At 40.6% G+C, this 13454-nt stretch carries 11 protein-coding genes; 6 read left to right on the top strand and 5 right to left on the bottom strand.

All coding sequences use genetic code 11. From position 1 onward, the window contains the following. Positions 1-1016: 1016 nt before the first annotated feature. From ACYQ28_RS04235 to ACYQ28_RS04215, 5 genes are all read left to right on the top strand, one after another. Complete coding sequence (locus ACYQ28_RS04235) at positions 1017-1718, top strand: DUF481 domain-containing protein (RefSeq protein ID WP_460048342.1); 702 nt, start codon at positions 1017-1019, stop codon at positions 1716-1718. Then, positions 1718-2017 (top strand): MGMT family protein, encoded by a 300-nt coding sequence (locus ACYQ28_RS04230; protein ID WP_460048344.1) that lies wholly within the window; start codon positions 1718-1720, stop codon positions 2015-2017. Before ACYQ28_RS04235 ends, ACYQ28_RS04230 begins: the two co-directional genes overlap by 1 nt. 91 nt (positions 2018-2108) lie before the next feature. After that, the gene (locus ACYQ28_RS04225; RefSeq protein ID WP_460048346.1) at positions 2109-3425 is read left to right on the top strand and encodes an AmpG family muropeptide MFS transporter; all 1317 of its coding nucleotides are present in this window, start codon (positions 2109-2111) and stop codon (positions 3423-3425) included. Positions 3426-3470: 45 nt separating this feature from the next. Continuing rightward, on the top strand, positions 3471-4355 hold the full coding sequence (locus ACYQ28_RS04220) for an ABC transporter ATP-binding protein (RefSeq protein WP_460048348.1): 885 nt from the start codon (positions 3471-3473) through the stop codon (positions 4353-4355). A 50-nt stretch (positions 4356-4405) separates the two neighbouring features. Then, positions 4406-5404 (top strand): ABC transporter permease, encoded by a 999-nt coding sequence (locus ACYQ28_RS04215; RefSeq protein WP_460048349.1) that lies wholly within the window; start codon positions 4406-4408, stop codon positions 5402-5404. A 53-nt stretch (positions 5405-5457) separates the two neighbouring features. On the opposite strand, the gene ACYQ28_RS04210 is transcribed toward ACYQ28_RS04215, so the two are convergent. The 5 genes from ACYQ28_RS04210 to ACYQ28_RS04190 form a co-directional block, all read right to left on the bottom strand. Further along, the gene (locus ACYQ28_RS04210; protein ID WP_460048351.1) at positions 5458-6222 is read right to left on the bottom strand and encodes a sulfite exporter TauE/SafE family protein; all 765 of its coding nucleotides are present in this window, start codon (positions 6220-6222) and stop codon (positions 5458-5460) included. A 271-nt stretch (positions 6223-6493) separates the two neighbouring features. Further along, on the bottom strand, positions 6494-6976 hold the full coding sequence (locus ACYQ28_RS04205; RefSeq protein ID WP_460048352.1) for a YajQ family cyclic di-GMP-binding protein: 483 nt from the start codon (positions 6974-6976) through the stop codon (positions 6494-6496). A gap of 98 nt (positions 6977-7074) precedes the next feature. Beyond that, positions 7075-7926 (bottom strand): regulatory signaling modulator protein AmpE, encoded by an 852-nt coding sequence (ampE, locus tag ACYQ28_RS04200; protein ID WP_460048353.1) that lies wholly within the window; start codon positions 7924-7926, stop codon positions 7075-7077. 70 nt (positions 7927-7996) lie between these two features. Beyond that, positions 7997-8554 (bottom strand): 1,6-anhydro-N-acetylmuramyl-L-alanine amidase AmpD, encoded by a 558-nt coding sequence (gene ampD, locus ACYQ28_RS04195; RefSeq protein ID WP_460048354.1) that lies wholly within the window; start codon positions 8552-8554, stop codon positions 7997-7999. A 585-nt stretch (positions 8555-9139) separates the two neighbouring features. Further along, the gene (locus ACYQ28_RS04190; protein ID WP_460164689.1) at positions 9140-11509 is read right to left on the bottom strand and encodes a DUF1631 domain-containing protein; all 2370 of its coding nucleotides are present in this window, start codon (positions 11507-11509) and stop codon (positions 9140-9142) included. A 1019-nt stretch (positions 11510-12528) separates the two neighbouring features. On the opposite strand from ACYQ28_RS04190, the gene ACYQ28_RS04185 reads away from it, so the two are divergent. Continuing rightward, entirely contained in the window at positions 12529-13005 is a 477-nt protein-coding gene (locus tag ACYQ28_RS04185) for a retropepsin-like aspartic protease family protein (RefSeq protein ID WP_460048357.1), read from the top strand. Positions 13006-13454 lie beyond the last annotated feature (449 nt).

The following is a 13454-nucleotide window of genomic DNA, read 5'->3' as shown; positions in this document are numbered from 1 at the left end:
TTCAGAGCGAATGGATTAAATAGAGAAAACTCTAACGAATCTAGTGTGACTTCTATGATGAAAATAAATAATTGACAGGAATTTTACGTTCTAACATTTTATTTGTGTGATTATTATTTCTTCCGCTATCAATGTGCTTTTATGGCAATCATATATTTGATTAATCATAGATTCAGCTTAAGTTGCTAGTATTCGCGATTTGCTAAAATTCCCACAGCAAACGGTTAGCACACATTTTTCTGATGAATTTACCGATATTTCTAGCGTCTTTTGAGAGCTAATGACTAATTGAGAGTTAATGACTAATGTACTTATAGAATACTCAAATTAGTCTACCTTTGAATTATTCCCGAGATAACATTGACAGACAATTTTCGAATTTAAAATATCCGTTATTTATAGCAAACTCTGATTAACCTAGAGTTTCCATTGATAAAAGTCCAGCGACACAAAGATATGTCACCAACTTCAAGAGCAGTAAGTGATTGAAATTATGAAGAAATTGGGAATCTCATTGTCGATTTCTGCCCTCTGATTAAATCATGGAAAAGTTAATCAGAGGCTTCTATCGATATTAAAATAAACAGCACCGCCTCCAATAAACACAAGAAATTTAAGTGAAATAAAAACACAGCATTTATCACTTGAAAGCGTGTTATTTGATAATGCAAAAATTGCGACAAGATTAGATTCGGTATTTTTCGCATTTCACTATAGAATGCTCGACCTATTTTTAAACTCATTGCATTTTGACTATTCAAACAGGCGGTTGAAATCAAACAGGCAATTGAGGAATTTATTATTGTATAGGAAACTCAGATCAACCTAGCGTTTCCAGTGATAAAAGCTCAGTGACAAAAGAAAAGATGTACCGCCAAGTTAAAGAACGGTATGCGGTTGAAATTGTGAAGAAATTGGCAATCGCATCGTCAATTTTGCCCTTTTATTAGCTCACGGAGAAGTTAATAAGAGATTTTTATAGTTACAGAATTAACACAACCAAGGAGCTATTTTCTATGCGAAAACATTTACTCACTGCCGCCATTCTGACCTTTGCCAATGCATCTTTTGCGGGCGAATGGGGTGGCGTCGGCGAAGCGGGTCTCATTTTAGTAGATGGAAATTCGCAGTCGAAAACGTTAAACAGTGCACTAGAAATTACTAATAAAGGTAAACGCTGGGAACATAGCGGAAATTTAGACGCTACCTCTGCAGAAAGTGAAAACGAAAAAAGTGCGGAATCCTACACCGCTGCGTGGGACAGCAAGTACTTACTGAATGAAAGAACCTTCTTATTCGGCGATCTACGTTATTTCAATGATAAGTTCGATTCCTTTGAAGAAATCAATTCGGTCGGTGCAGGTGCGGGTTACAAAATCTTTTTATCAGAAGAATTGCAGTGGGACGTTTCCGCGGGTTTGGGTTATCGACAAACTGAATTGGAAGAATCCGGAGAGGACCAAAGCGGAGCAACCTTCCTTGTAACCTCGTCCTATAACCAGCAATTGACCGAGACCACATCACTCAGTAACGTTACTCGAGTAGAATCCGGTGATGACAATACATTCGTTCAAAATAAATTAGGATTGAATGTAGCTATTAATTCTTCTTTAGCTCTAAAGCTTGGCTATGAAGTCCGTTACAACAGCGAGCCTGCAGCTGGTGACGAAAGCCAAGACACCATCACGTCGGTCAACTTGGTTTACAAATTTAAATAATGTCGCCCGAAACGCTCGCGCTTTATGCTGTATTGAATCGAGTGCCCAAAGGCAAGGTGGTCACCTACGGCCATCTTGCAGGTTTAGCCGGTCGCCCCGGCGCTGCCCGTTGGGCCGGAATGGTGCTAAAGAATCTTCCCAGCGATACAAAGTTACCTTGGCATCGAGTAATAAATAGCCAAGGTCGCATTTCACAACCCGGCGAACATGGTGAAATACAGCGCTCACTGCTCGAAAAAGAACAAATTTTGTTCGAAAATAACAAAATTAACTTAAAAACCTATCTGTGGCGACCCTAAAAACCACAAGTCCCAGCCCAAGTAGGTATAATCGAATCGAATATTAATCAGGCACACACATCCAAGTGCTCACCTCATTCGGTTCTCACCCATGCCCCACTCTTTTAAAGAATCTCTGCAACTGTATCTCGACAAACGCATGTTGTGGATATTTATCATGGGTATTTGCAGCGGTTTTCCCTCAGCACTTATTGGTAGCAACCTCAGCGGCTGGTTAAAAGACAGTGGCATCAGTCGGGGAGAAATTGGCCTTTTAGGAACAGTTACCTTCGTTTATGCGTTAAATTTTTTGTGGGCACCGTTAATCGATCGCTTAAAAATACCTGGCCTATCTCGATTTGGTTCCCGTAAAAGCTGGGTAATCAGTACACAGCTAATCACATTATTTATTTTATTGGGCCTTGCTCAATTGCAACCAACGCAAAATTTATTTTTATTCGCAGTACTAGCTTTTGCCATAGCTTGTTGCTCTGCAACGCAAGATATCGCCATAGACGCATTTCGGATTGATCAATTTAACAGCGATGAAGCCGATAAATTTCCGGCAGCCGCAGCCATGTCGATCATAGGCTGGTGGACGGGTTATTCAGGCCCCGGATACTTAGCATTTAAAAATGCTGATGCGCTTGGTTGGAATCAGGTCTATTTAGTAATGGCCGCCGTGCTTTGTGTGTTAATAATTGCGACTTTTTTTGTACAAGAGAAATCTCGCGAGTCATCAAGGCAACGAGCTTTTACAGTATCGCCAGAAACCAATATTGAGTCTTGGCTTCACGATACCTTCACAACACCGTTTAAGAATTTTTTTCAGCATAACGGCGTAAGAGTTGCTCTTGCACTGTTATTGTTTGTCTTCTTATTTAAGCTCGGCGAAGCCTTTTTAGGAAGAATGTCGATTGTGTTCTACAAGGAAATTGGCTTTTCTAACGAACAAATCGCCAACATCACCAAAGCCTTCGGCTGGTTGCTGACCGTTACTTTTACCCTAGTCGGCAGTGTTTTTAACAGCCGTTTCGGCGTGATACGTGGATTATTGATTGGCGGCATTGCCATGGCATCGAGCAATCTACTCTATTCTATTATTGCCGAGACCGGACCTAAACCTTGGTTGCTCATGATTACATTAGTTGTCGATAACTTCACTGCGGCGTTTTCGTCAGTTGCTTTAGTGGCATTTTTATCGGCTATTACCAACAAGAGTTTTAGCGCAACACAATATGCTTTATTTGCGTCTATTGGCAACTTCGGCAGAATCAGCCTAGCGGGTGCCAGCGGTTACATGGTCGATCTGCTGGGCAGTTGGTCGGTATTTTTTATTGTGACTACTCTCATGGTAATTCCTTCTTTGATTTTATTGATGCTGATAAGAAAAGACTTAACACGCGTTATTGCAACAAATCGCGACTAACCTGCATCCAAACATAACTAATTCGTAAGATAATTTTGAACGCTTATGACGACTATTCTGGAAATTAAAGACCTGCACAAACGCTTTAAAAAGGTCTCGGCGGTGAATGGTGTATCTTTTGCCATTAAACAAGGCACCTGTTTTGGTTTACTCGGCCCTAACGGCGCAGGTAAAACCACAACCATAGAAATGATTGAAGGCATTACCGAACCTACCAGCGGCGAGATTTTATACAAAGGTATCAGCCAAAATCCGGCATTTAAAGACGAGGCTGGAATTCAATTCCAATCTACTGCCTTGATGGATTTTCTGACTGTCATTGAAGTACTTGAGCTGTTTGCGGGCTTTTATAAAAATCCTCAAGACATTAACACGCTGGTAGAGCGCTGTTATTTATCGGAGTTTTTACATCAACCGGCGGCCAAGCTTTCGGGCGGTCAGCGCCAACGGGTATTACTGGCAATTGCTCTGATCAATAACCCAGAAATTATTTTTTTGGATGAGCCAACTACGGGTCTTGATCCACAGTCACGCAGAAACTTTTGGCATCTTATTAATGATATAAAAAAATCTGGCAAAACCATTGTGCTCACAACTCACTATATGGATGAAGCTCAGTCGTTATGTGACGAATTAGTCATCGTCGATAAAGGCAAAATTATCGCGCAAGGATCACCTAAAAATTTGCTTAAAGAACATTTTGGTATTTCTTACATTTGTCTTCGCGACGGCGATCTTAGCCCGGAACATCTCGAAAAGTTTGAGCAGGTAGAAACTAAATCTGACGAAGTTATTCTTGTCAGTAAACACCTTGAACAATCACTGCAAGAATTAATTAATTGCGGCGCTAACCTATCGTCTCTGCAAATTCGCAACCCCACACTCGACGATTTATTTTTGAAAATTACCGGCCACAGTTTACGCGAATAATTTCCTTAAATTCGTGAACCCTTTGAGCAGCGCTAACATCGAGTAGAAAAATGAAAAGAATCCTGAGTCTGTTTTTGGCTCGCAATAAAGAATATTACCGCGATCGAGCTTCACTAATATGGTCGTTCGTTATGCCACCGCTGATCATTGCTGTGGTAGCCTTAGCGTTCTCTCGCGGCGATCAGCCTTTATTTAAAGTTGGTATATTGGGAGACCAAGCACCCGCTTGGGAATTGTTGCAACAACCCAGCATTCAGCTGGTTTATTACAACGATCAAGACAAGGCATTACAAAAAGTACGCTACCATCAAATTGATCTGTTGTTAGATAACGCTAAGCAGGAATTTTGGGCAAATCCAAATTCTCAAAAATCGACGGTGGTTGAAGAGCTACTTGCCAATCAAGGCATAACCACTTGGCAAAAAGACGAAATTATCGGTGATAAAATTCGTTACGTAGATTGGGCTATTCCCGGCATTATTAGCATGAACCTAATGTTCAGTAGCTTGTTTGGTATTGGTTATGTAATTGTTCGCTATCGCAAAAATGGTGTCTTAAAAAGACTGCAAGCATCACCAATTCGCCCTATCGAATTTTTAACCGCACAAGTTTTATCACGCTTAATCATTATGATTTTAGTCAGCACACTAGTGTTTGTGGTTGCGGATTTTGTACTTAATTTTGTCATGCTCGGCAGTTATTTCGATTTATTTATTGTCGGTGTTACTGGCATGTTATCGCTGTTGTCACTGGGCCTAATTGTTGCCAGCCGTTTGGCGAGCGAGGAATTAGCAAACGGTATATTAAATATGTTTGCGTTTCCCATGATGCTGCTTTCAGAAATTTGGTTTTCTCTGGATGGCGCACCGGAATGGATGTCTGGATTTAGCGAATTACTGCCATTAACTCACATGGTGCAAGCAGCGCGAGCAATTATGTTAGACGGTGCAAGCTTAGTGGATGTGAGTGATCATTTGCTCATACTTGGCATTATGACTATTGTTTTCATGACCATTTCAACCAGCTTATTCAAATGGCGCGAAAGCTAAAATTACAGTGACTACGACAGGTTGCTAGAGAAACCTCAGCCTGTCATAAAAGATTAAAACATATCCAGCGATATAACGGCCTGAACAATTAAACGTAACGCCAAGGCCGTTATAAGAATTCGAAAAATGATCTGAAAACGTGCTTCTGGGATTTTATCCAGCATTTTCAAACCCAACCAAGTTCCGACAAATCCAGATGCAATCATCAATAGAATCAACGGTAACCACTGAAAAAACGCAAATCCAGCTACTGAAAATACCGTCGCCTTAAGTATATTTTGCAAGGTCATGCAGGAGGCAAATGTTGCTGTCATCACCAATTTTGGGCTGCCTGCTCGCTGAATAAAACCCGCCACCAAAGGCCCTGTCGCACCCACAAACAAGCTTAAAAATGTCGTAAAAACACCCACCAAAAAACGCGCAATCGGTGTTGACTCGCGAGCTTTGGGTTTACCGCCCCATACCAAAAACAAAATAAAACCGCCAACGGTGAATTCGATGACCACAACCGGAAGTTGAATAACCATAAAGGAGCCAACCACAGAGCCGACAATAGCTCCTGTAGCAAACCACAACAACAACGAGCGATCGATGTGCTTACGCGTTAGAAACGCACGATTGGCATTAGAGCCCAACTGCACTAACCCGTGAATAGGAATCAGTGCGGCGACCGGTACTAACGTGGTCATTACCGCAAGAAGCAACACTCCACCACCAACACCCATAGATGCGGTTACAAACGAAGTAAAACCAGCCAACAAAATAAGTGCAAGAGCGATCAACTCCGTTACTGAATTACCCGCGGTGAACCAATCCAATTGACGGTATCCTTGCTTACAGCAAATTTATTATTAAAGAAACTCTGATTAATTCAGAGTTTCCAACGACACAAGGATGTGTCGCCAATTTCAAGAGCCGTAAATGATTGAAATTGTGATGAAATTGGAAATCCTATTTTCAATTTCTGTCCTCCGATGCAATCAGGCACAGAAACCGGTGGAGTACGCTTGTCTTCAGGAGATACGTATAATTTTCAGGGGAAACGCTAAGCTCACGAAAATCCCCCAAAAACCCTTTATATTGATATGTTCAATCGCGAAAATTATTAAACTGTAGCGGCATATCAATGCTTGAAGCTTTTAACAACGTAATTACTTGTTGCAGATCATCACGTTTTTTGCCCGTTACACGTACCTGATCACCTTGAATTTGTACCTGAACTTTCATTTTTTCGTCTTTTACCATTTTGACGATTTTACGGGCCAAATCCGAATCTAAGCCCGTGCGAATGGTAATAGGCTGCTTAACTTGTTTGCCCAACATATTTAAATCGCCCTCTTCCAAACAACGAATATCAATTCCGTTTTTGTGTAAGGTTGATTTTAAAATATCGAGCATTTGTGTAATTTGAAATTCAGCGTCGGCACGCAAGGTAACCACGTATTCACTGCGTTCGAAATCTGCATCAACGCCTTTGAAATCAAATCGGTTTTTAATTAAACGATTACATTGGTCAACCGTATTGGTTAAATCTTGTTTATCGACCTCTGAAACCACATCAAATGAAGGCATGACAATGTCCAACTTTTCTTAATTAATATTGGAAACTCTGATTAACACATCCATAATTTAATCAGAATTTTATATTCGAACAATTTAGATAAAATAATTTAAATAAAAATAGTCACTACAGCAATAAAACACACCCAAAAAATCAGCGTGCGAGTGTACAACTGAGAAAGCTCTTGCAACTCAACCTCGCCGCAGCGGGGATTGTCGATATCAACACGTGTGATATTAAGCGCACTTTCTATGTAATAAGTAATCATCCAGATCGAGCTTCGGTCGCCGCACCAAAAATGATGCTTCCACCGAGCAAAGCAACTGGAGAAGTTGCCGGTTAGGGCTAGCGTAATTCCGAATACACGAACTGGAATCCACTCAACAAACCAAATTGCTTTTTTCAGTGTTTCGTATTCTTCGGTATCGTCGCAGTAATCACGATACAATGTCATTAAGCGATAAATAAATGCGCCGACAATACCAGTCCAGAGAAACCAAAAAATGACGCAAAACAATCGCTCGAAACCTCGATACGCCAAAACGCTGGTCACCCGGTGATTCATCTCCGACCAATCATTGGCTTCAACTTCGCCACAGTTAATATCTAAGCGCTTGGCATAGGTGCATGCTAACGACCAATCATTAGAGCGCCAAGCTACTAAGTATTTTTTGGCGACGCTGTTAAATTCACCACGACCAAAACTGTATACTAAAACTAATACTGACAGCGCTATCAACAGTAATATGGATAATTTCTTGAAAACAATCACCACAATTAACAATAAAAGAGACGGAATAAAAATCGATAAAGCAAGAGCGGTCAGATTATTGGGTTTTACCGTATTTTTTCTCTTCACGGCGTCTATCCAACGATGAAACCAGTCGTCTTTGTGGATATATTTTCCAATATCGACAAACTGTAAAATACCCAACGCGATCAATAAAACAATTAAAGTCATTCCAGCCTCTGTATGGCGATATTACGCATCAACTGCATTAACGGGTAAAAACTCTCAAAACATACTATTTTCAAAACACACTATTTTTAAAACGTGGCCAATCAAACGATGCGCCCGGATCGGTTTTTCTTCCCGCAGCGATATGCTCATGACCAACTATATTGTCGGCGTTAATTTGCGGATAAGCCGAAATAATTTTTTTTGTAATTATAGATAACACCTGATACTGAATACTGGTGTACGCCTCAGTGTCGGTACCCTCAAGTTCAATCCCAATGGAAAAATCGTTACAGTTTTCACGCCCCAGATGGCTCGAAACTCCAGCATGCCAAGCACGATTACAGAAAGAGACGAATTGAATCACCTCACCATCGCGACGAATAAACAAATGACTGGATACTTTTAAGGTGTGTATTTCTTCAAAACTTGGATCTGCGGACTTTTCTAGCCGATTTAAAAATAGATCCTCCACAAACGGAGTTCCAAAGTTACCCGCAGGTAAACTGATGTTGTGAATAACCAGCAAGCTTATATCTTCGTTTGAAGGACGCTGGTTGTAATTGGGTGATAGAACCTTGCGGAATTCAAACTCTTCGCAAGGTAATAACCAACCGTTTTTATCAATCATGTCTACACCACCAAGATTCTTGAGCGGCTCTATTCTAACCCGGTCATAGAAAATTTGTGGAGTTTGCAAATTAACGAATTGATTATCAAGATAGAGCTATAAGGCTTTGCCACATCCCTTCTCGGCTGACTTGTTATGTCTTAGTGGATGCCAAGTCGTACGCTGTCGCCAGTCTAATTTGATTAACTTTACTGAGACCAATTAGATAAGATTTCAACTCGCGCCTCTTCACTATTGGAGGAATAGAGTCATCGTATTTATCAATCTCTATCTCTAAAAGATATGAGCAACTTACTAATACTGTATATAGATCTTCGAGCTGCTCTGGAATATAGTGAAGAACATATGCACTTTGGATGTTATGACCTCCCCGTTCTAACACCTTTCGCAGCTTAGAGTCAGGGTTTTGGAGTGCTTCATTAGATCGCTGTAATTCTTCGCGAAATTGACTCTCCGTTTTACTTCCAAGTAGCTTCATTGTCTTAATACCTTAAACACATAGCTTAGACTCTAAGCCCAAGATTGATCACATTAGATTATAGGATGATCAATTCAAATTTAAGATTCTAAGAGCAAACTATAGGTTTAAAACGAAGTGAGAAATAGTAGAGGAAGTTTTGAATAATGGAAAGCGGGGAATAGACTGTATAAGGTTTGACGTAGATTACTGATCACAGACTCAAGTGCACGATCGAACAACATGCTGTTGTCGAGCATACGAATCGACCCACTTTGCAAACATAGCGCAAGTTCTGGACGATCTTTTTCAGCGACCTTCATACCACTGCGGTTAACGAAAATATACTTACCCATTGGACGAAGAATGGCAGCCAATCGACAACGAATAGGTGCTGAACCTTCTTTAAGTTCAAACCAACTACCTTGCGATAAACCATCTACCTGATCCAAAAACTGAGGTTCTGGGCCACGGGGCGTTGGCGCCGCCACTGGTTGTTCTTCAACTTTCGCGACTTCAACAACAGGTTGTGGTTCGGGTTTAGAAACTACCGGAGTATTCACACTACCTGGGCCAACTGGACTGTGATGCAAAGCATTTTCGGCAACAGGACGACGAACTTCTTGTCGAGCTTTTGCTAATTTAGCCAATGTGGACTCAGAACTGTGTACCGGTTTGGCAGCTTCTTCAGACTTAATAACCTTAGGTTCAACAGGTTTAGGCAAACCTTTCAATTGCGCCAAATGCTCAACTTCAAGTTGCTTGAATAGTTTACCCATGTCATAAGCGTTGTAACTGATGCTCTCAAGACCAACACGAAGACGTTTTAGCAGCTCGGGCAATAATTTAACCAGCTTAACTTTGTTTTCTGAGGTAATAGTAGCCGTTAGGCTCCAAACCAAATTACGAACGGTACTTTGCGCAGAAACCCACTGCGGACTGTCGGTGCCATCTTTTAACGCAATTAAAAACATCACATTGGCCCACGCTTCATGAACCAAGGTTCCCATTGCTTCAGAGAGCTGATCAATGTTGCTCAATCTGCCGATGGTTTTTTCAACCAATTTACGCGCAGCCTCTGCCTTAGCTTTGCCAGCTTCTGCATCAAGGGTGCGTTTTTCAAGAATTGCGGCTTGTTTTTTCTCTTTTTCTACAAAGGATAAGAAATCCGTGAGCATTTGCTCAAAAACATCGGCGCCAACATTTGGGTCATCGCAGATTTTATTAACAGTTTCTTGAACTTTGGATAATAGATTATCGCGACCTTTTGCGTTAGGTACCCAGCCAAGTGCTGCTGTTGCCATCTCGTTAAGAAGACGTTTAGCAGGATGACCACCACGATCAAAGAATGACTTATCAGCAATGGCAATCTTAAGCATTGGAATCTGTAATCGACTCAACAACGCTTTCATTTCGGCAGCAAGGTTGCGGTCATCAACAATAAACTCGAACAGCATGTTGATGAGATTGATCACATCACGATCAATCTGGCCGATTGCGCCTTGGTTATTTGCCGAGATAATTCGCTGTAGGTTATTAACCTCAACAGCTCGGCTTGCATTGGTTGGCTGGCGAATTTGCAGCTGAGACAGCAAATGAATCAAAGTATTTTGAGGAACGACTACGCCGTCATCGGTGCTAGGTAAAGAAGACTCACCTTGAACACTCGACATAAGATTACGGAACGTTTGTAGCACGTCTTCAGACGCCACAGCGTCTTGCGACTGATCACTAACAACTTGTTTTTGATAACCGCGAGGAGAATTTGGTTGCTTAGGACGAGAAGAACCTTCGCCTAACTCGGGTAGAACGTTACGTTGCACCAATACATCATTAATTAGCGCATAAAAACCAGGCAACTCAGCCACAAGATGGCGATCAAACAACTTAAGCAATACTAGCTTAATTTTGATATTGGCTTCTAAACCTTCCGCAACGGCAACGAACGCATTACAAACCTCGTTAGGGCCCATTGGGTTGGTGCGTTGAGTCACTTGTATTGGCACAAGACTGTTTAAACGTAAGGTTAGATGCTGTAACGCTGTAGCTGACTTTTCTACAGCTTTATTGATCATTGCTTCAATAGCGACGTTTTGCTCCAACTGGTCGTTATTAACCAGCGACAAATTGTCGATATCAAGAGATTTTTCCCAGCTGTTTTCTCGATTTTCTGCTTCAGGATCGGCAAGTTGGTCGAAAGACGCGTGAATACGTTGAATAAACTCGCCTTCCATGTCGCGGCGACGCAAACGCATTTGACGCATGGATTCGAAGTATAAGTTCTGATCTTGGTTGTTATCAGACTTGTCGGCAAGTTCAAAAAGAGTGTCGTCAACGTTGTCGAACAAACTCAACATAGAAGACTGAAGAAAGTAGGTCGTTTTCTCTTTTAACAGGTGAACGGCAGCCGGCAAACGAACCATTTTATTTTGTGGTTTGTTGGACATATTAGTGGAGGGCCTAAGCTCTACGACATTACCTTGAGATTTGTTCAACATAAACCCTATCCGTTTACCATTAAGCAGTTAATGAATACGTATAACTTGCAGTAATTCGCAACACCATTGCACGTAAACCGATCCATGATTATTCACTAAGATAAAACGATAAATTAAGTATGCAGATTCAAAAAGACTGAGCTAAGAACAATTCTAAGAATTTTTGTTCCACCCACAATTCAAAACACCGTCACAATTTTTAGCAATAAAGGTATGAAAATTCGAATGTATAAAGCTGTTTGATGACGCTCAATGATGAGCGTTATAAATCGAAATGACCGTATATCCCGATACAGACCTAAACTGCCTTCCCTTACAGTTATACCTCTAATTTGTCTTGACTGGTAATACTAATGTTTTACTTCGAGAAAGGTTTCACACATTAAAATTTAAACAGCATGTGCTTATTACACGATCAGTATTTACCGCTAAATACACTCAGTTACGGTAATAATGAAGGCCAATAACTTATGTTCAAATCGCTCGAAAATATTGTTAATTCAAACTATCAGGTATATAAAATTTTCTTACAAAATGCGCATAAATATTAAATACATTTGGACTTATGACAAGGTTAATCGAAACCCAACAAAAAGATAACCCTGACATCTAACAGCTCAAAATCAAAGCAATTTTTACTACTTAACTTGCAATCCAATAGAGTTCACATTTTCGTCACTAGAAACATCGTATTCACAAAAATTAAAGAGAAAAGATCACAATCGTATGAAACAAAATCAGCAAAAAGTTAATGAAAAAAATTGAGTTCGCAAATTCTCTCCCGTCAGACTGAAAATTAAATATTTAAAATCTATCTTTGAGACTTTTTAACAACTGCGGGCACGTTTGAGAGTTATAGACAAAACGATTGAATCGAGACAACCACCCTAAAAATCGTTTTTACTACTTTTTAATCAGATTGGTTACTCGAATATGCGACAATGATCTCACTTATATTTTCAAAATCAGTACCGATTAATTTTCAGACAAATCGATCACAAGCCTACTAAGACAAACCAATGAATCAACCGATAGAAGATGCAACTCAACGTTTTGGCAAATTTATGATGTGGGGTCTTTGGCTTGCCATATTGGCCGTTATATTCATTTTGCTTTATGCGAGTAATCGCTCTGAAAATAGCATTACCATTAATGGCTTCAGTGGCCAATACTCAACTTCTGGGAAAATAGACCAAGTACCCGTAAGGTTTTTGTTAGATACGGGCGCCACCCACGTGGTGATCTCTGACGAACTGGCCAGTGTTTTAGATGTGGAAAATTTGGGAGAAACCCGAATGGAAACCGCCAACGGCATCGCTACCGGTTATTTAACCGAGCTAGACCAAATTGAATTCGGTCCCATCAAACTCACCAATATTGACGCCATCGTCAATCCTGCCATGGACGGTAAAGAAGTCTTACTTGGAATGTCTGCCCTTAAACAGGTCGAATTTACTCAAAAAGGCAGTAACTTAACCGTCGTTCAGCTGCGCTAAACCCAGAAGGCTCTGATTCACCCCATTTTGGATTCATTCATGAACGAGTGAATCAGAGGCCTTGCACTTATTCAAACCTGTAGAATGCCATCCATTTCTCAGCTAGGTCTTATTATCCGGCATAATCTTCGTTATCAGCGCTAAAGGATTCAAACAGAACATTAAGACTGTTGCGATCAAGACTAATACGCACATTTTCAGCATAACCAATCTCAATCAAAATTCGTTTCTACAAAACCATTCACAATCGCAACCAATCTTGGTCGTTAGGTTTTCATTGGCAGGCAACTTAGTTCAAAATATGTACTGAATAAAACCTGCAAATTCCATCGAGTTTAAAAGTTAATGAATTTCTTTTAATTCGTTTTATAGATAATGAATACAAGCACTTCTGTTTAGATGTCTTTGTTCTTTACTGCTACAATCCGCGCCCAAGCAAAGTCTCTCGC

The organism is Sessilibacter sp. MAH1 (assembly GCF_054658315.1).
The sequence above is the reverse complement of the archived record's forward strand: the minus strand, read 5'-3'. Positions and strand labels throughout refer to the sequence as shown.